This is a genomic window from Arthrobacter livingstonensis, from assembly GCF_003219815.1.
GTDB classification, from domain to species: Bacteria; Actinomycetota; Actinomycetes; order Actinomycetales; family Micrococcaceae; genus Specibacter; species Specibacter livingstonensis.
Genome location: NZ_QJVD01000005.1, coordinates 1 through 23,505, shown reverse-complemented (window position 1 = coordinate 23,505; position 23,505 = coordinate 1). Strand labels below are relative to the sequence as shown.

Genomic DNA, 23,505 nt, shown 5'->3' with positions numbered 1-23,505 from the left:
CCCAGGAGAGACCGAGGCATTAGTCCTCACAATCCGCAGGTGTTCGTGCCGTTCAATTGATAGATATGCACCGCATTTCCGTCCGCAAATACGTCACTGATGACCCCGTTGGTCACCGACACCGACCTGTTTTCCCCGAGTACGGCGGCAGAGGTGGCATTGCTGCACTTGATTGAAAGTGTCACCTGCTGGTTCGTGTTCTTCGCGGATCCGGCCAAGACATATAGGTTTCCGCCATAGACCCTCACGCTCGTGTCGACGGCCCCGGTCGATGTCGCCGCGCCGTCCAGGAACGGCGAGTTCAATACTGGCGCCAGGGACTTGATTTGGGCATCCACAGCCGTGACGTAGGGCAGCACCTGGGTCCCGCACTGGTCACGGAGTACGTGTTGGGATATGCACGTTCCGCCAAAGTTGTGGTTGAAATAGATGATCCCACGAGCCCCATGGATGATGCTGCTCCAGACGGCAGCCTTGATTTGGGGGCCGGTGTTGGTGGGTGCACTGTTGTCCGTGAAGGGGTGCCCAACCTCAACAAAGCCCCACACGGGTTTGGAGCCCTTGGGGCTGACCAATGAACGGACCTTCTCGACAGTCCACCCGTAGTTGGAAGCTCGTCGGCACTCGTCCTTTGTCAGCTGACGCTGCGGCGATACGAGCGTTCCTCCCTCGCTAATGCCACAGATATAGGGGTCAGTGAACCAGTAGTTGTCATCGGAGATGACATGCGGGTAGTCGTTGACGAATTTTGCCGCCTGGCTGTCAGATTCCCAGAACGTCACGCCTTTGCCATAGTTGGCCAAGAGCATGTTTCCTGCGGGGGCCTCTGCCTTGTGCTGAGCCATAATTGTGTATCCGCATTGGGCTTGTGCCGGAGAGCAGATGTCGCCTTGGCCGGGCCAATTTCCCGTCCAGGCTGCTGTTCCTGGCCCGCCCCACATGTCGGCTTCGTCAGGGAGCAACGTTCCCGAGGCCAAGGGGTTGGCCCAGCTGGGTATGAGGCTCATTCCAGCTTGCCGGATCTGGTTCACATTGGAATCCTCGGTGAGCTCGACGTAGGTGTTGATGCCGGCGGCCGTGTCCTTGACCGTGTCTGATGGCTCCACGACGCTTTCGTACCAAACGCCTACCGGGAAGTAGTCCATGGTGCTCGGCAATGGATTGTTGAATTTCTTGTAGTAGCCGACACCGCCGTCAACGGCACGAACCGTCACGCCAGATGGCAGCGTGCCAGTCGGGGGGGCAGTGGTAGGCGGCAGTGTGGTTGGTGGGGCTGATGGAGTGGGGCTCGGTTCCGTCGGAGTCGGGGTGGGAACGGCCGTGGTGGTGGCTGTGGGAGTCGGCATCGTCGTCGGGGTGGACGTGGACGTTGGGGGCGCAGTGGTGCCCGAGGTTGTTGACGGTTCGAACGTCACGTCAACGAAGTAGTTTGAGTTCTCGTAGTTCTTGTTCGGGTATGTTCCGCCCGTGCCGTAGGCGTACACGCCGCCGCCTGCGGGGATTGTCAACGGCCCGTTTGTCTTGGCATTGTCCAAGCCGTGATCGTCTGCCGAATAGCGGCCTCGTGGTGCTATATACGAGGCCACGTACTTTTGGCCCTTGTCGATTTTTACGGGTACCGGCAGCACCACAGTTTGCCACCCGGAAGTCGTTTCTTCCGCGCTGGGCAATGTGGCCGTAGCAAGGATCTTCCCTTGGGGTGACCACAAATTGGCAACGTGGGGGCCACTATTTGAACGGGTCTTGTAGAAGCGGATGGCGGTGACGGTGCCATCCTCAGTGGTGGAGAATCGGGCGCCAAGTTCCACGGAAGCCCTGTCAGGGTCAACAAGGGTCTTGGGCACTTCATTGCCCAGAACTGTCACGCTTGCCGCGGCGCTGGGCGAATACGAGCTGGTTGTGGTGACCAAAAATGGCACGAGGAGGGCCAACGCCGCGACGGCGACGATGGCGGTTGTAGTTCGACCGCTGCGTCCCTGGCCGTGTGATGGCCACTGGCGCTCCGGTTTTGCAGACTTTTTTTGCATTTTGGGATTGTCCTGAGTGGTAGTCGATTAGACCTAGGCAGCATCCCCCCGTGATCAAATCGTAACATGTGGTGGTGTGCCCACCGTCACATTTGGATGGTTGATTTCCCCTGGGCAACAGGCGGGCCTCCGCACGAACAGCGCACGTCGAGTGCTGCTCTGGGACTAGCGGCCCGGTTGGCTTGCCAAGGTGAAGACACTGCGGGGAGCGACGACGACGCTGGTGCTTCCGTTGGCGAAGCCGACATTGGGATTCGACACCAAGTTCGATGTTGCATCGGTCTGGGAGAAGGACACGTCCGCGGCCGCATCCGCGGCAGGCGCACTTATCTGGACTGTGGCCTTCCGATTGCCAGCGTTGGATCCATAGATAACCAGCTGCGAGGTGCCGGGCTCCAGTAGACAGACAAGTTGCACGTCTTGCACGCTGCTGGTGCAGTCGATGAGATGTGAACCTGGACGGACGAACTCAAAGAGCTGGCGCAGGACATAGTAGTTCTTTCGGGGTGAGTAGCTGTGCGACGCTTCATCGTAGGCCAGCAGCCCCCAGTATCCGACGCTTCCATGGTGTTCATAGTAGCCATCCCATGCGTCGTAGAACTGAAGTCCCGACACGCCGCTGCGGAGCAAGCTGATAGCCAGTCCTGCAGTGTCTTGGGCTGTGTCCCAGTTCCCCGGATTGGGCGCGCCGTCGTCACACCCCGGACACGGTCCGGCAAATTCGGTAACCCACACGTTGGTCGGGGACGAGGCGGCGTTGCCCAACGGTTTCGCCGCGTTTGCGGTCGTACCGTCATAGCTGTGGATGCCAAAATGCACTGTCCGGTCCATGACAACGCGGTCCTTGGACATGGGGGGCAAATACTCCTGGACGGCCTTGTCCGCATTTGCGGTGTCCGGTCCGACAAAACGGATGTCTGAAAGGCCTAGTTTGTCCAGAGCATCCGAGAGCTTGTGCATGAGGCGGACATACTGTTCGGGGCCGACCAGGGGACCCTCAATCCCATTCAAGTCCGTCTCGTTCAAGGGGCTTAGCAAGGTGAAGTCCAACTTGCGGTTTTCGCGAGCGAAATACACCATGGAGGCGATCATTCGCACCCAGTAGTCTTCAAACTCGGGCTTGATCTCGGTGCCTCCCATCCACTGCGGCACGCCACCCATGACGTTGACGCTGACCTTTTGGCCCGGTTTGGAATTGATGTAGGCGATCGTGCTGAAAAGGTCGGCCATTTTGCCGGCGGTGTAGATCTTTTCATAGTAGTCCCAATCAAATACCGAAGCGTCCGTGCCATGCCTCACGGGCTCCCAGTCGGCCCGTTCGACAATGACCCGCCACGTTAGAGGCCCCATTTGCGCGATGGTGTCGATTGCCGGTTTGAGTTCACCGTTGTTCCAGCTGTGGACGTTGGCGTTCACTCCCAATCCGTCCACTGCCTGCAGGATTTCCGGGTCGGCCTGGGCACGCTTGTCCTGGGAGGCGGAAGACTCCTCAGAAGGCGGGGAGGGCCGCTGCGCTGAACACCCGGGCAGGATCATTGCGATGACAATGAGAACCCCCAACAGCCGCTTCCCGGTGGCGAATCTTCTCATCTCCTGAACCGGACCTTGGGCCCTAGCCCGCTGCCATCGTGACGTCGACCCAGTAGTTGGAGCTGTTGTAGCTGCCCGTGGGGAATGCGGAATCGCCGTAGCGATACACGCCGTTGGGACCGTCGGTTCCGTTGGCCAGTCCTTGGAGATGCCCGTTGGTCACGGCCGTGGTGAAGAACGCGCCGTTGGAAGAGTAGTGGCCGGCGGGGGCGAAATAGGAGACCACGTAGGTGGTGTTGGCCGCGATGGGCACGGCCGTGTCAAAGCTGGCCTGTTGCCAGCCTGTGGCCGTTTCATTGGAGAAGGTCACGGATCCCAGGAGCGAGCCTGTTCCCGACCACAGGTAGCCCGTATGCACCCCGGTGTTGCTGGCGGCCTTGTAGAAGCGGACACCCGTAACCAGGCCGGCGACGTCGGAACGGAATTTCATGCCCACCTGCACGGCCTGGGGATCACCATCTGCAATCGTGTCCGGGACCTCGGTTGAACTGAACACGCTGCAGGGGCACAGCTCGGCCGCGGTGGTGGTGAATGACCAACTGTAGGGTGCGGCCATGGATTGCCCGGTGCTGTTGGTGGCACCGGAGACCGTGGCCGTGTAGGTGGTGTTGAACGCCAAGGCCGACGACGGGGCAAACTTCGCGGTGTTGGTGGCCGTGAGGTAGGAAGTCGTTCCGGGCACGGTTGTCCCTGCGGCGTCCTTCAGGGTGAAGGTCAAGCTGGACGGAGTCACAGCCTGGTTGAATGTCGCCGTCGGGGTCGTGCTCGAGGAATTTCCAACCGCATTGTTCGCAGGCAATGTATCGGTGACGGCTGGCGCTGGAAGCGATGTGGCGGTCATGACGACATCCACCCAGTAATTGGTTTTGTTCCACGTAGCCGTTGGGAAAGCAGCATTGCCGTACCTGTAGACCCCGTTGCCCCCGTCCGTGCCATCCGCGAGGGCATGAAGGGGACCCTTGTCGACGGCGGCGGCAAAGTAGTTGCCGTTGGAAGAATAGAAACCGTTGGGTGCGTAGTACGTCACAACGTATGTGGTGTTCGCTGCGATCGCGACAGGGGACGTGAAGTTCGCCTGCTGCCAACCACTGGCCGTCTCATTGGTGAACGTCAGGGAGCCAAGCAGGGAGCCGGTGCCCGACCAGAGGTAGCCGGTGTGGGAGCCGGTGTTGGAACTGCCTTTGTAGAAGCGGATGCCGGTGACGTTTCCCGGGACGTCGGAGCGGAACTTCATGCCGAGCTGGACAGCGCTTCCGTCAGCAGTATTGACAGTCGAAGGTGTCGCCGTACTGCTGAAGATGCTGCACGGGCAGACTGAGGCCGCAGAAGTGGTGAATGTCCAACTGTAGGGAGAAGTCATGGTTTGGCCGGTGGTGTTTGTGGCGCCGGAAATGGTTGCCGTGTAGCTGCTGCTGAAAGCCAAAGCAGCCGATGGCGTGAATGTGGCGGTGTTCGTTGCGGCCACGTAGCTGGTGGTGCCCGGTACGGAAACCCCTGCAGGATCCTTGAGCGTAAACACCACGCTGTTGGATGCCACTGCCTGGCTAAAGGTGGCTGTCGGTGCCGTAGCCGGAGTGGCCCCCGTCGCGTTGTTTGCCGGCGTCGTGGTGGTGACGGTGGGCGGTGGTGGTGCTGCCACCGTGGTGAATGTCCAACTGTAGGGAGAAGCCATGGATTGACCGGTGGCGTTGGTGGCGCCGGAGACCGTGGCCGTGTAGGTGGAGCTGTAAGCCAGCGCAGCAGACGGCGTGAAGGTGGCGCTGTTGGTGGCTGTGGTGTAGCTGCCCGATCCGGTGACGGCGGCGCCGGCAGGGTCGGTGAGCGTGAAGGAGATGCTTGCGGCGACAACACTGGTGTTGAAGACCGCTGTGGGCGTCGTTAAGACGGCGGCGTTTCCTGCGTTGTTTGCCGGTGTCGTGGTGGAGACGGTGGGTGGTGGTGGCGGTGCCACCGTGGTGAATGTCCAACTGTAGGGAGAAGCCATGGTTTGGCCGGTGGCGTTGGTGGCGCCGGAGATCGTGGCCGTGTAGGCGGTGCTGTAGGCAAGCGCCGAGGTCGGGGTGAAGGTGGCGGTGTTGGTGGCTGCGGTGTAGTTGGTGGCTCCGGGCACGGAGGCACCCGAGGGGTCCTTCAGTGTGAACGTGACGCTGGCAGCTGTCACGGCCTGGCTAAAGGTTGCTGTGGCAGGTGCGGCAATGGCGGCGTTTCCTGCGTTGTTTGCCGGTGTCGTGGTGGTGACGGTGGGTGGTGGTGGCGGTGCCACCGTGGTGAAGGTCCACGAATAGGGTGCTGTCATGGTTTGGCCGGTGGCGTTGGTGGCGCCGGAGATCGTGGCCGTGTAGGCGGTGCTGTAGGCAAGCGCCGAAGTCGGGGTGAAGGTGGCGGTGTTGGTGGCTGCGGTGTAGTTGGTGGCTCCGGGCACGGAGGCACCCGTGGGGTCCTTCAGTGTGAACGTGACGCTTGATGCGGTCACGGCCTGGTTGAAGGTTGCCGCGGCCTGGGCTGCCAGGGCCACTCCCGTTGCGTTGCTGGCCGGGGCGGTGGTCGAGACTGCCGGGGCTGCCGCGACAGTGGGGTTGAAGATCACATCCACCCAGTAATATTCCGCCTGATAAACGCTGTCGGGGAACCTTGACGAGCTGGAGTAAGCGTAGAAACCGTTGGGGTTGGACGACGTGCTCCTGGGGAAATGCAAGGGTGGGCTGTCCACGCTGCCGCTGCCGGCAGGAAATGGTGACGGGTTTGGATAGAAGTATCCGGAGTCCTGCGTGTAGTGCCCCTGGGGCGCGAAGTAGGAAACCACGTAGGAGGTGTTTGCCGTGACGGCCAACGGTTTACTGAACGTCGCCGTTTGCCAGCCGCTGGCCGATTCTCCCGTGAAGGTGGCAGTGGCCAGCAATGCGCCCGAGGAGGACCAGACATTTCCAATGTGGGTGCCCTTGTTGGCTGTCGCCTTGTAGAAACGGACACCGGACAGGGTTCCATTGACGTCAGAGGTGAACTTGGCACCGACCTCGGTGGCACTCGTGTCGCCGGAATCGGGGACGGCAGGGGTTGCTCCGAGGCCCTTGAGGCTGCAAGGGCAGTTGACGCCCAAGGCACGTCCTGCGCCCGGTTGCTCCACATTGCCGCTGTCATCTGAGGCCCGGACCTTGATGGTGGTTCCGGGATAGCCGTGCGCGGCGTCCCATTTATATGACCAATTTGTCGTGCCGGTGGCCGGGTGCCAGGTTGTTCCGCCGTCGGTGGAGACCTCGACGCCGGCAACCACGCCGCCGCCGGTGTCTGTGGCGGTGCCAGTGATTGTTATGGTGGCACCGTCCGCGATGGCGCTGCCGGCGGCAGGGGAGGTTACTGTGGACGTTGGTGCCACCGTGTCGGTGGAGGGTCCGCTCAGGACCAATCCGACCATGGGCGTTGCCGGCTGGGTCTGCATGTCTGCGAAGAGGTTGACGGTTGCTTGTTGCATGTTCAGGTCGGTGTTGCCACCTGTTGTGAAGTTGTTCAGCCCCCACGACCACTGGACGGTTCCGGCCCCGAATACCAATGCCCCGCTGTTTGCCTTGTACAGGGTCAGGTTGTGTGTCACCGTACCGGGGGCCACGTTGGAGCCATAGTCCGTAAACACCTCCGGTGCGGTGAAGGTGGTTGATGACATGCGGATCAAGCCGGCTGGCCGGAATCCGTCGTCGGCATCAACATCCCACTCATAACCAAGGGTCCCAAGCCCGGCTCCCAGGGTCTTGCTCTGGGTTCCGGTCAAGTTGGCGATGTCCGTGGAACGCCACAAGCGCAGCTTGGCATAGTCGGCCGGGACCACGATGTCGGTCGTCCCGGTGTTCACCAGGAATAGCTGGCCGGTGAGGGCATTTTGCGGGTTGCCGCCGCCCGTTGCGGTTCCGTATCGAGGGTCAACCCAAGATCCCGTCCACTCGACGGGATCAGTGGGCGCGTTGAAGTGGGTGTCCTTGTAGGCCACCAAGGTCCTGTTGGCCGTGACCGTCCCGGCCTTGCTGGGTTCCCAACGTGTTCGCCAAAAGACTTCATTTCCGCTGAAGAACGCCAAGTTCACGCCGTGGTCCCGGGCGTTCTCCACATTTGTGCGTTGCTGGCCCGACCAATATTCGTCGTGTCCCACGGAAAGAAACGTCTTGTGGTTCAGAAGCAGGTTCCCGCGGGTGCCGGTGTCGAGCCCCGAAATGTAGCTGACGTCGTAACCGTTTTGTTCCATGAACATAATCATGGGAATTTCGGCGTAGGTGACCCAGCTTCGGTCCTGATCGTCGGCTGCCGAGTTGAAGGGCCTGTTGTAGGAGACTTTGAATGCGGCCTTGTAGGCCTCCGGATTACCCGGCGGGCAGGATACGGTGCATTGATAGAGGCTGTTGCCGCCGTAGGTGTTGTAGGCCTGCCACGTCTCGTCGGAGGTTTGGAAGACGACGTCGGAGGTGCTGGCGTCGTTGCGAACCACAAAGGGGATGATGGAGGCGCCACTGTTATCTGTCCGGACCAGACGGGCAAGATAAACGCCGGACACAGCCGTTGACGGGACCGTCCACGATGCCGAAACCGCCCAATTGCCGCAGTCAACGAGTCCTGTGTCGGAGAATTGTTGGCACGCGGGTTGGGTTTGGGGCAGCGTTGCCGTCGGCAGGATGCCTGCGGCCACTTTGCGTGCACCGAGCCCCTGGTAGTATCCGAGCCGGTAGATGTCGATGCGGTAGGCTGCCGCCGTCGTTTTGACCTTGAACTGTTCGGTTTCCCCGACATTGACGCTCATAGCAACGCCGTAGCCCTGGATCGTTGCGTCTCCTGCCCCGGATACGGTCCACTCGCTTCTTGGGGAGCCCGCCTTGGAATTTTCGCAGGCGACTGCATTCAACAGGGGGGCGCACGGATCGGCGGCCGCTTGGGCCACTGTGATGGTGCCAAGACCGTGGTCTGCCACAGCCGGAAGTCCCACCAGCAGCATCGCCAGAATGGTGGGTAGGACGGCATGCCGAATCAGTTTGGACCCGGCAAGGATTCTTGGCACCCTCATTATTGACCCCTAAATCGTATTAGCTTCTGCCAAACGTAAGTCGAGACCCAATTACTGAACGGTTTCGGCAACGCATTTTCGTGCTCAAAAAAGCTTTGTTATTCCCTTGTCCCGGAACCTCATATCGGCCTTCCGAACATGGGCAATGCCTGCAAGGTGCGCAATCATCACAACTGCGAAAAGACACTTTGGACTCTAAGCTGACATGCGGAGTCCCACCAGAGTGGTGGCCTACGCAATTTTTTGGAAACCGCTACTTGGATTGCTATTTGGATTACTTGGTTTCGCGATCAAGGGCTCCACGGCTGCTTTCGTCCCGGTCCCAACCACCGGATGTTGTCAATGATTTTCCATTCCGCAATTTGCCCAGCACCGCAATGGAGGCATAGATTCCGGCGTCCACCAAAGCCTGGGGCCCGGTGGCCGTTCTCGCCAGAGTTCCGAGGGCCGAGCCACGGCTTTGGCCCAGTTGAAGATCGCGATTTCCGCGGTAAACGCGCTGCAGGGTCTTCAGTAATTCCTGTGCCGATTTGGGGGTTCGCACCACCACGGGAGTTGTCGCCAGGATGGCCTTCTCGTGGGGACCAAACAGCGAGTCCACGTAGGCGTCATCCCCGGTGGCCGCGGGAAACTGCCCGAAGCGCCTGTGGCCTTCGGCGCTGACGCCGTAGGCCCCTGCTCCCCAAAGATGTTCGCTCATGTCCGGGATTCGCAGCCGGGTCCGGTAGTAGGCCCGTACGATGGGGTCCGCGCCACTGGTGTCGTAGCGGAATGCCGGCCGGGCCGCCAGCGCGCCCGGGCCGGCCAAATGCTCAAACACCGTGGCGAGTGCACCGGCGGTCATCTCAATGTCGGCATCCAGATACAAGCGGGGCCAGCGCGAACACATGGCGTCGGCCGCATTCAGGGCACCCGTCTTGGATGGTTCGGGCAGGTCCAGCACGGAGACGCCGGGGAACCGTGCGGCAATGGCGGCGGTGTCATCCGAGCAGCCGTTGCAGGCCACGATGACCTCGATGGCGCCCGATTCTGCCAGGGCCGCGAGGGGTTGCAGTGTCCTGGCGATCACCGCGGCCTCGTTGTGCGCGGGAATGATCACGGCACCGGGAGGGAAATCGGCAGCCTGCACGGAAGGGTGTCCTTGCGCCGGGACTGGCGCCGAAACGGCGCGGGGGAGCCGAGACCAAGGAAGCAGCCCCGTGAGCGCCAGGAATGCCTTGCGGTTTCCGGGCTTGTAAATGCGGGCCAATTCCCCGGCGGCCGCAATGGTCCTGACGGCTCGGGCGTACGCCTTGGAATGATGTGCCTGGGCATAGCGAACACGGTTGACGGCCATGAGTGCCACCAAGTCGGCGGACGCCCCGGAACCTCCCCGACTGTGTGACATGACGGCTGCCGGTTCAAACCAAATGGTGCGGCCGGTTTGGCGCACCCGGCGACAGTAGTCTGTTTCTTCCGAATACAGGAAATACCTTTCGTCCCAGTCGCCGACGTCGGCCACGGCGTTAGCGGAAATCAGCAAGGCGGCGCCTGTGGCCCAGTCGAGGGTGTGGGGGAAATGGTAGCTTTCGGTGTTGTAGTCAATCTCCGAAAGCCAGTCGGGGCGTCCCGGCAGCCGTTGGCCCATGAGGGCGTCGCCCATCGACTTTAAGGTGCCGGGCTCGCGCCGCAGCGACGGGTAGGTGGTGCCGTCATCATCCAACAGCTTGGGCACCACGATGCCTACTCCGGACTCCGCTAGTCTGCGCCGGAGGGCGGCTATGGCGCCAGGGACGATGCGAAGATCGGGGTTTAGGACCAGCACGTCCCCGTGGGCGCCGGCATTGCGAAGGGCGGCATTGATGCCGCCGGCATAGCCAAGGTTTCCGCCGGTCTTCACCAGGACGACGTCGGCATGGGCACCGACCCGTTCGAGCGTTCCGTCCGTTGAACCGTTGTCGGCAATGACCACCTTCAATGACTGGGTGGCCGCCTCGCCCCGCAGGCACTGAAGCAGCGGGTCGATGTCCCCGGCGTTGTTGTAGGTGACAAGCACCGCTGTGACATCTGCCAGGTCCGCTAGGGCGACGAAGGTGCCCGGTTGCCGGACCGCCCTGTTCTCCCGGGCGGGTACAGTTTGGCCGGCGGCCGCAACAACCGGTGCCGGGAGGCCCTGCGCCGGTGTTGCCTTGGATTCGTAAAGGCTGCTGTGCCGGTTCATGCGCATATAGGCTTCGGGTCCTTGCACTAGATACCTGTTGGCCAGTCGGCGCGGCTCCAGGGCCAAGCGCCAGGCCCATTCCATTCCGGCATTGGCAACGGACTGCGGAGCACGTTTGATCCGGCCGGCCAGAAAATCCACCACGGCCCCGAAAGCCAGCATCACGGGGGCTCCGGTCAAGGCGCCGTACTGCCCTATCCACAGTTCCTGCAGGGGTTTGCCCAACCCCACCACCAGCATGTCGGTTCCGGACTGTGCCACCTCCCCTGCCAGCCGCTCGGAGAACTCCGGGGCGGTCAGTTCGGCCCTGTTGGGGGCCCACCAGCCGGATACCCGCAGCGCCGGCCTGGTGTCCTGCAGCTGCTTCTTCAGCAACTGGTGGGTATGGGCGGAGCCCCCAAGAAAGGCCACCCGCAATCCATTGGCTTCGGCCTCATCCAATAGCGGGTGGATCAAGTCGCTGCCCGCCAGCCGGGGCCAGGATTGGCCTGTCAATGCGGTGGCCTTGGCCCGCAGGGGCGCCCCGTCCAACAAGGTGAGCCAGTCCAAGGCGGAGGCCTTTTCCAGGGTCCCGCCCCATCGGCCGCCCGTCCCGAAGTGCAACACGTGGTCAAGGTTCGCGGACACCACGGCCAGGGGATTCCCGTGGCGGCGCCTGGCGGCCGAGATGATTTCCGCCACGGCGTCATCGAAACCGCGCAGGTCAACATTGGTCCCGCCCAGGATCGCCCGGGCCGGACGGCTGTACGGGCTGCCGGTGACGGCATTTCCACGCTCCGTCAGCAGGGCGGTGTTCCCGGATTCTTGCCGGCCACTCATGCTGACGGCGCCAAACAGCCATGGATGTCGTGAAACATGCCACCCCCCCGAGTTAGGTTTTTCCTCATAGATCCGTGCAGCACTGCCTGGCCAGGGTCGTGTGGACAAGCCGCGCAAGCGACGATCCCGAGCCGACCCTGGTGATCTCGATCCTAGGGATTCCGGATGGGCCGCGCCAGAGTGGTGAACTACTTGCAAACACCGGCGGGTACTTGGATTTGGGTCCGGAGTACTCGGTTGTACCTCCACCGCAGGTTCCCACCCCCAGGCCGTTGCCTCTCACGGCCTGCCGTGCAACGCCCTTCGACGCCGTGGCTACCGCCTCCGGTGCCGGGGTTTTTACTTTTGTGTCAGCTGAACAGGCCCGCACCCAGGAAGCCATTGCCGGTGACTCCGGGCAGGCCGATGAAGTACTGGCCGCCGAATGCCTGGATGTAGTCGGTCATCGGCTCGCCAGCCAACCGCTCCTGAACCGCCTCAAACTGTTTTTGGATGTTGGCCTGGTAGCACGCAAAGATGAGACCCACGTTTTGGTTGCCCGTCGGGTCCTGGCCCAGGACATAGTTGTACCCACGGCGCAATAACCTGGTGCCGTCAGACGCGGGCGTCCGTGGATTGGCCAGCCGAATGTGCGCGGCCAGCGGGATGACAACGCCGTTGGGGTCTTTTGCATACTGTGGCGTGTCCCTTTCCAAGGAGCCGTCCAGGGGCGCTCCGGAGTCGCGGCGACGGCCGATCATCGTGTTTTGCTCGTTGACGGAAACGCGGTCCCAAAATTCGACGAGCATGCGGATGAGCCGGACCACGATGAAGGTGCCGCCGACGGCCCACTCCGGCTGCCCGGAACCAGGCGTGATCCACACAAGCCCATCCGGCTCGGAGGGGTTCGCGATCCCGTCCTTGTAGCCGAACAGGTTTCGCGGGGTACCGGATGGGCGGGGAGGCGAGACAAAGCCGTTGATCTGCCACTGGGGCTGGATCCAGGCACGGGTGTGCCGGGTGATGTCCCGGAGGGCGTGGTGCACAGTATCCGGTGAGTTGGCACAGATCTGCAGGAGAACGTCTCCGCCCAGCCAGGCAGGGTCGGCAACGTCGTCCGGGAAGATGCGCAGGGGTCCCAGACCTTGCGGTTTCATCGATGCGAGGCCGAACCGGCTGTCGAAGGCGCCGTGGCCCAGCCCGACGGTCACCGTCAGCCCGTCAGACGGCATGGCGGGTCCGAGCACGCCGGAATCCGCTGGTGGCGCGCCCGAACCGGCAGGAGTTGGAGTGCCGCCCGCAGTGAGGATCCGGACACGGTCCGTGACGGCCTGCAGCAACGCCTTCAACCCTGCCTTGTCCGTGGCAGTCAATGCGAAGACGGCGAAAGTAGAGGCAGCCTGTGGTTTGGCCGGAAGATACACCCCGGCCTGGTGTTCCCCTTCAAAGGGAAATGCTGCCGTGGCACCGACTGCGTGTGCTGGGGGTGCTGCCGCAGCAATTGCTGCGGCAGCGGCAGCCGCCGTTCCCGTGGTTAACGCGCCGCGCAGGAAGTCCCTGCGCCGGGAGGGTATGGATTCCGGTGACATGCCTGAGCCCTTCCTATTCACTGCCTTGTGGCAGTGCGAGTAATTGGGGTATGTCCGCCAGTGCTTCAAGGGCGGAAGAAACCGCTGCGTTGACGGACCGGCGCTGGCTCGGCGTGGCGTCGGCGAGCGTGATCCAGGAATTGTTCCTGTGGAGTGGTGCCAGAGCGGTGTTGACGGCATCGAGCGTGGTGTTGATCGTGGCCGTGATGCCGGGGCGGCGGGACTCCAGAGGTCCGGCCAAGTCCGCGACCGTTGCGCGGGTGGCCAACACATCCGCCGACGTGATCGCGAACGCCATACCGGCTCCTTGGTCGTCCTGCCCCGACAGCGTGTCACGCAAAGTGTCTTCCAGGATTTCGTGGGCACGGAGCGGCAGCGAGCCGGGAACAAGCGGCAGCGTGCGCAGCTGCCCGGCAAGGGCGGCCACATCTTTGTCCAATTTGACCGCCGCCTCTTTAAGTGCCTGTGCGGAGTCCCTATGGTAGAGCCCGTATTCGATGCGTCCCAGGCCGGTAAAAGCCGGATCGTTCGCCGGTGCCAGTGCAGGATTGCGAACGCCCTGTATGTTGTCCCCGGCGTCACCGAAACTGCCATATGCTGCGCCGAGTCCAGCCCAGGTTTGGCGTGCGTCCAGCCAATAAAGGCGGGCGGAAGCAAGGTTGCCGGATGCCAGGGCCGCCGTGAGCCCGCGCAACTGCGGGGCCATGGTCCCAAGCGTCTGCGAGGCATACCGGAGATAAAGGTTGTTGGACTGCTGCAGTTCACCCGAGGAGGCCTGCTTGATGGCAGGAGTATCATCCGAAGACACCTCGCCGGTGACGGCGAAGGGGAGGGAGATTGAGCGAACCTGGCCTCCCTGAAGGCACTGGAAGGAATAGCTGCCGGGACCCAGCACGGCGCGTTCATTCAAGGAGACGCCGGGCCCAAGAATCACCGATCGAAACAAGGTGCCGAGGCCAGGCTGCTTGACGAGGTAAACCTCCGTCGGCCATTTGGAATCGTTCCGGAGCGTGAACGTTACAGGTCCCGCGGATCGTGCCCCGGCTCCGGAACCGCACGCCGCGTCGCTCACGCTGACTACGGCCGTGGATTGTTCAGGGGTGGCGGGAGGCTCTGACCGGGCTCCCGTCGCAGCAATGGCAATGACAGCGGCGGAGGCAACCACCGCCACGCCCGTCGCGATCCATTGCCGGCGGAGCGTCACTTCCTGGTTCATTCGACCAGCCTCGCCGTGGCCTGCCGCACAATGTGCTCCGCGATCGCCAACGACGACGTCGCCCCCGGCGACGGGGCGTTGCGCACGTGCAGGATGCGCCTGCTTCCGGTGATGACAAAGTCGTCCACCAGACTGCCGTCGGCGTTCATCGCCTGGGCGCGGATGCCACGGTGGCCGGGAACGACGTCGGCCATGGCCAGCTCCGGCACATAGGCCCTGGCCGCCCCCACAAAGGCGCGCCTGCTCAGCACGGTGCGCATCTCGCGGACCGCGGCAGGCACGTTTCCGGCGGCGAAGCGCCAGAATCCGGGGAATCCGGCCACGTCGGCCAGGTCGCCCGGGGAGAACTGCAGGCCGCGGTAGGCCTCACGCCCGCCAGCAAGGAAGGCGTTGGGGCCCACCATGACGGCCCCGTCCACGCGCTTGGTCAGGTGAACGCCCAGAAAGGGGTACCGCGGATCGGGCACCGGGTAGATCAACCCGTTGACCAGACTGCTCCGTTCGGGCCGGAGCAGGAAGTACTCGCCAAAGAACGGCACGATCCGGGGTTCCCTGGCGTCCCCTGAGCTCTTCGCCAGCCGGTCCGACTGCAGCCCCGCGCAGTTGATGACAAGGTCAAAGTCCTCCAGCCCGGAATCCAGTTCAACCTGCACCCCGTTGCCGGATTCCACCACTTCGCGCACCAGGCTGTTCAGCCGGACTACCCCGCCGCCCTCCGTGAACTCACCTGCCAGGGCAGCGGTGACCGCACGGTAGTCGGTAATGGCGGTGGTGGGGGAGTGAAGCGCGGCGACGCCCACGGCATGTGGCTCGATGTCGGCCAGTTCCCTGCCGTCAACCATGCGGACGTCCGGCACCCCGTTCGCAACGGCACGCTGGAAGATGGCTTGCAGCCGCTGAAGTTCCACCGCGTCCCGGGCCACCACCACCTTCCCGCATTCCTCAAACGGGACCTCCCGCCGGGACGCAAGGTCCCGCAGCAGGCCCACGCCGCGGCGGCACAGCGTGGCCTTCAGCCCGCCGGGCTCGTAATAGAGTCCGGCATGGACCACCCCGCTGTTGTGCCCCGTTTGGTGATAGGACAGCTCGGCTTCCTTTTCAAACAAGGTCACTTCCGACGCCGTACCGCCCAGCAGGAGTTCCCTCGCAACGGCGGTGCCAATGATGCCTCCTCCGACGACGGCGGCCCTGCCCGTCCTCACGGTTCCCGCCGTGCGCTGAGGTATTGGGCGAGGCGTTCGCGCGCCGGGGGCGGCATGAATCCTGTGTCCTGGAGTTTGGTGAGGTTGAGGCTGGAGTGGGTGGGGCGGGGTGCGGTGTCGGGTTTGTCGGCGAAGTACTCGGCGGCGGGGATGCCGGTGACGTGGTCGCGGGGGCGGCCGAGGAGTTCGTAGACGTCCCCGGCGATGTCTGCCCAGGTCTGGACGGGTCCGGTGTTGGAGATGTTGTAGGTGCCAAAGGGTGCCCCGGTGGTGAGCAGGTGGTGGATGGCGGCGGCGAGGTCTTCGGTGAAGGTCAGCCGGCCGTATTGGTCGTTGACCACGGCCGGGCGGATGTTCCGGCCGGCGAGGTTGGCCATGGTGGCGACGAAGTTGCTGCCCTCCCCGATGACCCAGCTGGTGCGCAGGATGTAGTGCCTGGGCGTGGTGGCCGCGGCGGTGTCCCCGGCGGCCTTGGACTGGCCGTACACGCCCAGGGGGGAGAGGGGTTCGTCCTCCTCGTGGACTTCGATGGTGCCGTCGAAGACGTAGTCGCTGGAGACTTGGACCAGGGTGGTGCGGTGGACGGTGCAGGCCCGTGCCAGCGTGGCGACGGCGGTGGCGTTCACGGCCCACGCCGCCGCGCGCCCGGCCGGGGTTTCGGCTGCGTCGACGGAGGTGTACGCCGCGGCATTGATGACCGTGGCGTAGCGGGAGAAATCAATCCCGGCGAAAGGCTCCGGAGCGGCGAGGTCAAGTTCCCTCCGGGTGCGAAAGTCCACGTCCGCGTCGCCCCGGTACAGCTTCTCCAGAGCCCGGCCGAGCTGGCCGTTGGCGCCCAGGATCAGGGTGCGCTTCCCGCGCATGGGCTCCACGTCGGCGAGGCGGGGATGGGCGCGGTCCTTTTCGGAGACCTCCGCGACCTCCAGCGGTATGGGCCAGGCGATGGCGGCGGTTTCATCGGCCAGGTTCAGGAAAGTGTAAGTCGCCTCCGTGGACCAGTGGGCGTTGACCAGGTACGTGTAGGCGGTGTTGTCCTGCAGCGTTTGGAACGCGTTGCCGACCCCGGCCGGGACGAAGATGGCGGTGGAGGGGTCAATGACGGCGGTGAAAACGGTCCCGAACGTGTCCCCTTCGCGCAGGTCCACCCAAGCGCCAAACACGGACCCGGTGGCGACGGAGATGAACTTGTCCCAGGGTTCGGCGTGGATGCCTCGGGTGGTCCCGGCGGTTTCATTGAAGGAGATGTTGTTTTGCACCGGCCCGAAATCCGGCAGCCCGGGGCCCGCCATCTTCTCCCGCTGCCAGTTCTCCTTGAACCAGCCCCGGTTGTCCCCATGAACAGGCAGGTCAAACAGCACCATGCCGGGAATCGGCGTCGGGCGGGAACCGAGCGGCTTGGAAAACTCCAGGGAATTCATCGGCGGGCCGTCCCACCGGCGGGTGTTTGGACGTGTTCGCCCTGGGTCGCGTATTTGTTTTCGGTGGCGGCTTTTTGCGGCCGCCACCAGGGCTCGTTGGCCCGGTACCAGTCGATGGTGGCGGCGAGTCCGGCGTCGAAATCGGCACGGGCGGGGACCCACCCGAGTTCGGTGCGCAGCCGGGTCGGATCGATCGCGTAGCGAAGGTCGTGTCCGGGACGGTCGCTGACATGGTCGTAGTCGCCGGCGTCCCTGCCCATGACGGTGAGGATCCGCTCGATCACGTCCTTGTTGTTGTGCTCGCCGTCGGCCCCGATCAGGTATGTCTCCCCGGCCGCGCCCTTGTCCAGGATGGCCAGCACGGCCGAGGAATGGTCGTCCGCGTGGATCCAGTCCCGCACGTTCGCACCCGCCCCGTATAGGCGGGGCCGGATCCCGTCGATCACGTTGGTGATCTGGCGCGGGATGAACTTCTCCACGTGCTGGAACGGGCCGTAGTTGTTCGAGCAGTTGCTGATCGTCGCCTCGATCCCGAAGGAGCGCACCCAGGCCCGCACCAGCAGGTCCGAGCCGGCCTTCGTGGCCGAATACGGGCTCGAGGGGTTGTAAGGCGTCGATTCGGTGAACCGTTCCGGGTCATCGAGTTCCAGATCCCCGTAGACCTCGTCGGTGGAGATGTGGTGGAAACGGGTGCCGTGCCGGCGCACCGCCTCCAACAGGGTGAAGGTCCCTACCAGGTTTGTCTGCACAAACGGCGACGGATCGGCCAGGGAGTTGTCATTATGGGACTCCGCCGCGTAATGCACCACAGCATCCGCCCCCGCCACCAGCGAATCCACCAGGGCGGCGTCGCAAATGTCCCCCTCCACCAGGGTGAACCGGCCCGCGTCCAGCCCCGCCAGCGACGCCCGGTTCCCCGCATACGTCAACTTGTCCAGCACCGTCACCGCAAAATCCGTGTGGGCCATGACATAGTGGATAAAGTTGGACCCAATAAAACCGGCCCCGCCGGTCACCAAAAGTCTCTGCATGAACCCCAGCGTAGCGCCGAGCTGCCCAGGGGCCGGGAAAGGTCGGTAACAAATGCGCGGAATTATTCTTGCCGGGGGCACCGGTTCGCGGCTTCACCCGATCACCTTGGGCATCAGCAAGCAGCTGGTGCCCGTCTATGACAAGCCGATGATCTACTACCCGCTCTCCACGCTGATCCTGGCCGGCATCCGGGACATCCTGATCATCACCACCCCGCACGACGCCGAACAGTTCCAGCGCCTCTTGGGCGACGGGTCGCAATTCGGTGTCAACCTCACGTACCGGCAGCAGCCATCCCCTGACGGGCTGGCCCAGGCCTTCATCCTCGGCGAGGAGCATATCGGCCACCAGACCGTGGCCCTGGTGCTCGGCGACAACATTTTCTACGGCCCGGGCCTGGGCACCCAGCTGCAAAAGCATGAATACCTCACCGGCGGCTCCATCTTCGGCTACTGGGTCAAGGACCCCGCCGCCTACGGCGTGGTGGACTTCGACGCCGCCGGCAAGGTGGTCTCACTCGAGGAAAAACCGGCGAACCCCCGCAGCAACTACGCCGTGCCCGGCCTGTATTTCTACGACAATGACGTCATCACCATCGCCAAGGAGCTCAGGCCGTCCCCGCGCGGGGAGCTGGAGATCACGGATGTGAACCGGGCTTATTTGGAGCGCGGTGACCTGCACGTAGAACTGCTGCCGCGTGGCACGGCCTGGCTGGATACCGGTACGTTTAGCGACCTCAATGACGCGTCTACTTTTGTGCGCACGGTGGAGAACCGGCAGGGCCTGAAGATCGGTGCGCCGGAGGAGGTTGCCTGGCGGCAGGGATTCCTCAGCGACGACGAGCTGCGCGAGCGCGCCGAAAAACTGGTCAAAAGCGGCTACGGGAGCTACCTGCTCCAGTTGCTGGGCTAAACGGACCGCGCGACGGACAGGGACGCGTTCAATCGGTGCGATAATTAAGTGCATTGAATGTGACTTATTTGTCCAATTCAATGGCCCGGCCGGCCCCGGCCCGGCACAGCAAGCAAGGAGCATGCGTTTTGGTGTTGAAATCCGCTGACCACTTCCATGACGGACCGTTGACGGACGTGGAGGTGCGCCGCATCCGCAACGACTTCCCCATCCTTGACCAACAGGTCAATGGCAATGCGCTGGTGTACCTGGATTCCGGGGCCACCTCGCAAAAGCCCGTCAGCGTCATGGAAGCCGAGCAGGAATTCTATGAGCAGCGCAACTCAGCCGTGCACCGCGGCGCCCACACCTTGGCCGTGGCCGCCACCGACGTCTTTGAGGACGCCCGCGCCACTGTGGCCGCCTTTATCGGGGCGGCCGAAAACGAGCTTGTCTGGACGGCCAACGCCACCGCGGGCCTGAACCTGATTGCCTACTCCTTCGGCAACGCCAGCGTTGGCGACGTCCCCGCCGAAGCGCGGCAGTTCGCCGTCGGGCCCGGGGATGAGGTGCTGGTGACGGAGATGGAGCACCACGCCAACCTCGTCCCGTGGCAGGAGCTGTGCCGGCGCACCGGGGCAACGCTGACGTTCATCCCCATCATGGAGGACGGCCTGCTGGACATGGAGGCGGCGGCCGCACTGTTCACCTCCCGCACCAAGGTTTTCGCGTTCACGCACGTTTCAAACGTCACCGGCGTCATCAATCCTGTCGTGGAGTTGACCCGCATGGCGCACGACGTCGGCGCCCTGGTGGTGCTCGACGCCTGCCAGTCCGCGCCGCACCTGGTCCTGGACGTGAAGGCCCTGGACGTGGACTTTGCCGTGTTCTCCGGGCACAAGATGCTGGCGCCCACAGGGATCGGCGCCGTCTACGGGCGCGCGGAACTCCTGGACGCCATGCCGCCGTTTCTGACCGGCGGCTCAATGATCACCACCGTTACCATGGAGCGCGCGGGATACCTGCCGTCGCCGCAGCGTTTTGAGGCCGGCACCCAGGCCATCTCCCAAGCCGCCGCCTTCGCCGCCGCAGTGAACTACCTTAGCGAAACCGGCATGGAGCGGATCCACCAGTGGGAGTCGGCCCTGGGCCAGCGCATGGTCGCCGGGCTGGAGGACATTCCCGGGATCCGTGTCCTGGGCCCTTCGGCCGGCACGGCCCGTGCCGGCCTGGCCGCCTTTGAGGTGGACGGCGTCCACGCGCACGACGTCGGCCAGTTCCTGGACGCTTCCGGCATCGCCGTCCGCGTGGGCCATCACTGCGCGCAGCCGCTGCACCGGAGGCTGGGGCTGAGCGCCTCCACCCGTGCCAGCACGTACCTGTACAACACCACCGATGAGGTGGATGCGTTCCTGACCGCAGTGGCCGGGGTGCGCCCCTACTTTGGAATTACCGGAGCCTAGAAAATGAGTGCATTGGATTCGCTGTACCAGCAAATCATCCTTGAGCAGGCCAAGACCCGCACGGGCGCGGACCTGGCCGACGACCAGCTCCAGGGCCTGCATCTGCCGGCCGGTGTGGGGCAGTGCCACCAATTGAATCCGGTCTGCGGGGATGAGATCACGCTCCGGGTGGAAACGGCCGGCACCGGTTCGGGGCGGGCGGTTTCCGGGATCCACTGGGCGGGGGATGGCTGTTCCATCTCGATGGCCTCCGCGTCCATCCTCAGTGAATTGGTGGTGGGACTGGGCGCCGGTGAAGTGCAGGGGCTCATCGACTCCTTCCGCGAGGTGATGCGCTCACGCGGCAAGCTGGAAGCCGACGAGGAGGTGCTCGGCGACGCCGCAGCGCTCTCCGGGGTCTCCAAGTTTCCGGCCCGTGTCAAGTGCGCCATGCTCGCCTGGGTGGCGGCAGAGGACGCACTGAACCAGACGGGGTAGCTGCCAATCGGCACCGCCGAGCGTTAGCTCGGCGGTGCCGAGATTAGAGAATTTTACTGTCGGGCGTCTGCCCGCTTGTTGCTGCGGGTGAAGACCGCCCGCAGCGTGAGGACGAGCACTGCGCCGATTAGTGCCCCTGAGGTGTTGGCCACGATGTCGCTCCATGCAGGGACTCTCTCGGGCAGGAGCATTGCCTGTGTCAGTTCAATTAGGCCGGACACCACCGCTGCTGCCGCCACGGCCACCCACCAATATATGCGGTGCAGCCGTACGGCGATTATGAAGCCAAATGGAACAAACAAAAGGATGTTCGCCGCAAATTCAACCTTCCGGTAGCCGATGAACCACTGGGGAAGGCCGTGACTGTGCAACCAGGCAATGACCTGCATTAGTGCACCGTCAACTGGCCGGTCCACGGGGGACGGCCAAAACACCATGGCCGCAAGGGCCATGAAGTACAGCACGGCAAGAACCATGGTCACGTGGTGGCGGGAGGGCTTCACAATCCCCAGTGTAGGGTCTCGTGTGCGGCCGCGGGGTTTCGACAAACTAAACCTCCGTGTCGGCTGGCTCAGCTGCCGTCCCCGTCGACCTGGAAGACGTCGGGGACGCCATCGCCGTCGTCATCGGCTGATTCGAGCAGTGCCAGGCGCCGGTAGTGCTTGTTCCTGATGCGCAGCACCACGGAGGCCAGGAGCGCCGCAATGACGGATCCGGCCAGGATGGCGACTTTGGCGTGGTTGAAATGGGGGCTGCCGTCACCAAAGCTGAGCTCGCTGATCAACAGGGACACCGTGAAGCCCACCCCGGCCAGCAGCGCCAGGCCGGCCACATCGATCCAGGCCAGTCCGTCATCGAGCGTGGCTTTGGTGGTCTTGGTGACCAGCCACGTGGAACCCAGGACGCCGATGAACTTGCCTGCCACCAGCGCCACCACAATGCCGATCGCCACGGTGTCGGTGAAGGCGGACTTCAGCCCGGACAGCCCGCCCAGCGCCACTCCCGCGGAGAAGAACGCAAACAGCGGCACGGCAACCCCGGCGGACAGCGGCCGGACCAAATGCTCGAAGTGTTCGGCCAGGCCGGGGCCGGCATCGGGGCCGCCGCGCTTGGCGGAGCGGACCACCGGGACGGCGAAGCCCAGCAGCACGCCGGCCACCGTGGCATGGATGCCCGAGGCGTGCACCAGGGCCCAGGCGGCCAGGGCCAGCGGGAGCAGCAGGTACCAGGAGTGGATGCGCTTTTGCACCAGCCACGTGAACGCCAGCAGCGGCAGGGCGGTCAGGGCCAGGAATTGCAGGTGCAGCTCGCCGGGGTAGAAGACGGCGATGATGGCGATGGCGATGAGGTCGTCCACCACGGCCCCCAGCTCACCGCAATGCTGGGAGAAATGGATGCAGCCAGGGAGACCGTTGATGACCTGACCCGCAGAACCGAACAGCTCTTCCTGAGGCATGCGGACGCCACGATCATTACCAGCATGCCAGGTTTAGGCAACGCCACCGGAGCACGCATTCTGGCAGAAATTGGTGACGACCCTGACCGGTTCTCCAACGCCTCCTCGCTGGAGGCCTACTCGGGAGCAGCACCAGTCACCAGGGCCAGTGGCAAAAGCCATGCTGTCATCGCCTGCCGGGTCAAGAATAACCGGCTCGCTGCAGCCGGCTATGTCTGGGCGTTTTCTGCGCTCACGGCATCACCCGGTGCTCGCGCCCACTACGATCGACGCAAGAAGCGAGGCGACACCCATACAGCCGCCCAACGCAACCTCTACAACAGGCTCCTGGGATGTCTGCACTACCGCCTGCAGAACCGCGTCCCCTATTCGGAAGAAGCAGCATTCCCCACGACTTCCCAAACGACGTAATCTTGACGTCCTAGCCCCATCAGATGTTTTTTAAGTAGCCCCTAAACGAGTATGAATTGGGGTTGTTGGCCTGTCGGTCCCGGCATGATTAAGTCCCCCAGTCATCAATGATCCGGGGGGTGTTGTCACCGGGATTCGCCAGGCGCCAGGGATATCGCTAATGGGGACCGGACCAGCACAATGAAACACCGTGTAGGTCAGCCGTAACGAAAGATGCCGAGCCTTGCCGCCGCAGGACAAGCCAACACCGAATTGCACAACACAATTTCTGGGAGGTTTGCGTTGATCAAGGACCACGAACAAGTTGACATTTTCATCGGTGTCGACGTCGGCAAGAGCAATCACCACGCCGACGCCATCGACCGCAAGGGCAAGAAACCTCTCGACCGGGCACTGCCCCAGGACGAGGCGAAACTGTGCTCCATCATCAAGGCCGTCGCCGGCAAGGGCACCGTGCTGCTGGTCGTGGACCAGCCCTCCACCATCGGCGCCCTGCCCGTCGCCGTGGCCCAGGCCACAACGGTGGTTCCGGGGAAGGTGTTGGTTGGCTGCGCAGTGAGGGGCTTGCACACTGTCGCGAGCGCGGCGGCTGCTTGCGTGGTTGCCTTCGCGGCCGTCTTAGCCTCATTCCACCGATCCGGTTTGGTGAGCGGTTGGATCTCAATTTTTGGTGGCTTGGCGTTTTTGGGCAGCA

The 23,505-nt window shown here is 63.5% G+C and carries 15 protein-coding genes and 1 pseudogene; 5 read left to right on the top strand and 11 right to left on the bottom strand.

The annotated features are described in order from the left end of the window. Nucleotides 1-26 precede the first annotated feature (26 nt). The 9 genes from CVV68_RS05970 to rfbB form a co-directional block, all read right to left on the bottom strand. Nucleotides 27-2,027 carry a DUF4082 domain-containing protein gene (locus tag CVV68_RS05970; RefSeq protein ID WP_110500101.1) on the bottom strand — a complete coding sequence of 667 codons (2,001 nt, stop codon included), beginning with the start codon at nt 2,025-2,027 and terminating at the stop codon, nt 27-29. A gap of 165 nt (nt 2,028-2,192) precedes the next feature. Continuing rightward, the gene (locus tag CVV68_RS05965) at nt 2,193-3,617 is read right to left on the bottom strand and encodes a glycoside hydrolase (protein ID WP_110500100.1); all 1,425 of its coding nucleotides are present in this window, start codon (nt 3,615-3,617) and stop codon (nt 2,193-2,195) included. A gap of 22 nt (nt 3,618-3,639) precedes the next feature. Further along, nucleotides 3,640-8,658: a DUF4082 domain-containing protein gene (locus CVV68_RS05960; RefSeq protein WP_245933374.1), complete on the bottom strand. Its 5,019-nt coding sequence runs from the start codon at nt 8,656-8,658 to the stop codon at nt 3,640-3,642. 274 nt (nt 8,659-8,932) lie between these two features. After that, the gene (locus CVV68_RS05955; protein ID WP_110500099.1) at nt 8,933-11,677 is read right to left on the bottom strand and encodes a WecB/TagA/CpsF family glycosyltransferase; all 2,745 of its coding nucleotides are present in this window, start codon (nt 11,675-11,677) and stop codon (nt 8,933-8,935) included. Nucleotides 11,678-12,027: 350 nt separating this feature from the next. Next, nucleotides 12,028-13,245 (bottom strand): Dyp-type peroxidase, encoded by a 1,218-nt coding sequence (locus CVV68_RS05950; RefSeq protein WP_110500098.1) that lies wholly within the window; start codon nt 13,243-13,245, stop codon nt 12,028-12,030. A gap of 13 nt (nt 13,246-13,258) precedes the next feature. Then, on the bottom strand, nt 13,259-14,461 hold the full coding sequence (locus CVV68_RS05945) for an EfeM/EfeO family lipoprotein (protein WP_110500097.1): 1,203 nt from the start codon (nt 14,459-14,461) through the stop codon (nt 13,259-13,261). After that, nucleotides 14,458-15,663: an L-2-hydroxyglutarate dehydrogenase gene (gene lhgD, locus CVV68_RS05940; protein WP_110500096.1), complete on the bottom strand. Its 1,206-nt coding sequence runs from the start codon at nt 15,661-15,663 to the stop codon at nt 14,458-14,460. Before lhgD ends, CVV68_RS05945 begins: the two co-directional genes overlap by 4 nt. Then, the gene (locus CVV68_RS05935; RefSeq protein WP_110500095.1) at nt 15,660-17,081 is read right to left on the bottom strand and encodes a sugar nucleotide-binding protein; all 1,422 of its coding nucleotides are present in this window, start codon (nt 17,079-17,081) and stop codon (nt 15,660-15,662) included. The genes lhgD and CVV68_RS05935 overlap by 4 nt, the downstream gene beginning before the upstream one ends. Then, complete coding sequence (rfbB, locus tag CVV68_RS05930) at nt 17,078-18,112, bottom strand: dTDP-glucose 4,6-dehydratase (RefSeq protein WP_110500094.1); 1,035 nt, start codon at nt 18,110-18,112, stop codon at nt 17,078-17,080. The genes CVV68_RS05935 and rfbB overlap by 4 nt, the downstream gene beginning before the upstream one ends. A 52-nt stretch (nt 18,113-18,164) precedes the next feature. Between rfbB and rfbA the strand changes: the two genes are divergently transcribed. The 3 genes from rfbA (at nt 18,165) to sufU (ending at nt 20,944) form a co-directional block, all read left to right on the top strand. Next, nucleotides 18,165-19,025, top strand: a complete 861-nt coding sequence (gene rfbA / locus CVV68_RS05925; protein WP_110500093.1) for a glucose-1-phosphate thymidylyltransferase RfbA — start codon at nt 18,165-18,167, stop codon at nt 19,023-19,025. A 131-nt stretch (nt 19,026-19,156) separates the two neighbouring features. Continuing rightward, entirely contained in the window at nt 19,157-20,467 is a 1,311-nt protein-coding gene (locus CVV68_RS05920; protein WP_245933373.1) for a SufS family cysteine desulfurase, read from the top strand. A 3-nt stretch (nt 20,468-20,470) separates the two neighbouring features. Next, on the top strand, nt 20,471-20,944 hold the full coding sequence (gene sufU / locus CVV68_RS05915; RefSeq protein WP_110500091.1) for a Fe-S cluster assembly sulfur transfer protein SufU: 474 nt from the start codon (nt 20,471-20,473) through the stop codon (nt 20,942-20,944). A gap of 53 nt (nt 20,945-20,997) precedes the next feature. On the opposite strand, the gene CVV68_RS05910 is transcribed toward sufU, so the two are convergent. Then, nucleotides 20,998-21,447 (bottom strand): VanZ family protein, encoded by a 450-nt coding sequence (locus tag CVV68_RS05910; RefSeq protein ID WP_110500090.1) that lies wholly within the window; start codon nt 21,445-21,447, stop codon nt 20,998-21,000. A gap of 68 nt (nt 21,448-21,515) precedes the next feature. After that, a pseudogene (locus tag CVV68_RS05905) lies at nt 21,516-22,307 on the bottom strand (Na+/H+ antiporter NhaA); the annotation flags it as partial. A 15-nt stretch (nt 22,308-22,322) separates the two neighbouring features. Here CVV68_RS05905 and CVV68_RS05900 point away from each other — a divergent pair. Continuing rightward, nucleotides 22,323-22,811: a transposase gene (locus CVV68_RS05900; protein WP_110500088.1), complete on the top strand. Its 489-nt coding sequence runs from the start codon at nt 22,323-22,325 to the stop codon at nt 22,809-22,811. 282 nt (nt 22,812-23,093) lie between these two features. After that, the coding region (locus CVV68_RS05895) for an IS110 family transposase (RefSeq protein ID WP_211320732.1) at nt 23,094-23,505 on the top strand (412 nt) is incomplete at its 3' end.

What these genes read in the sequence shown, in the direction of transcription:
- CVV68_RS05945 (WP_110500097.1), bottom strand. Translation starts at nt 14,461, where the DNA reads ATGAACCAGGAAGTGACGCTCCGCCGGCAATGGATCGCGACGGGCGTG.
- CVV68_RS05970 (WP_110500101.1), bottom strand. Translation starts at nt 2,027, where the DNA reads ATGCAAAAAAAGTCTGCAAAACCGGAGCGCCAGTGGCCATCACACGGC.
- CVV68_RS05950 (WP_110500098.1), bottom strand. Translation starts at nt 13,245, where the DNA reads ATGTCACCGGAATCCATACCCTCCCGGCGCAGGGACTTCCTGCGCGGC.
- CVV68_RS05935 (WP_110500095.1), bottom strand. Translation starts at nt 17,081, where the DNA reads ATGAATTCCCTGGAGTTTTCCAAGCCGCTCGGTTCCCGCCCGACGCCG.
- rfbA (WP_110500093.1), top strand. Translation starts at nt 18,165, where the DNA reads ATGCGCGGAATTATTCTTGCCGGGGGCACCGGTTCGCGGCTTCACCCG.
- CVV68_RS05965 (WP_110500100.1), bottom strand. Translation starts at nt 3,617, where the DNA reads ATGAGAAGATTCGCCACCGGGAAGCGGCTGTTGGGGGTTCTCATTGTC.
- rfbB (WP_110500094.1), bottom strand. Translation starts at nt 18,112, where the DNA reads ATGCAGAGACTTTTGGTGACCGGCGGGGCCGGTTTTATTGGGTCCAAC.
- CVV68_RS05955 (WP_110500099.1), bottom strand. Translation starts at nt 11,677, where the DNA reads ATGAGTGGCCGGCAAGAATCCGGGAACACCGCCCTGCTGACGGAGCGT.
- sufU (WP_110500091.1), top strand. Translation starts at nt 20,471, where the DNA reads ATGAGTGCATTGGATTCGCTGTACCAGCAAATCATCCTTGAGCAGGCC.
- CVV68_RS05960 (WP_245933374.1), bottom strand. Translation starts at nt 8,658, where the DNA reads ATGAGGGTGCCAAGAATCCTTGCCGGGTCCAAACTGATTCGGCATGCC.
- CVV68_RS05900 (WP_110500088.1), top strand. Translation starts at nt 22,323, where the DNA reads ATGCTGGGAGAAATGGATGCAGCCAGGGAGACCGTTGATGACCTGACC.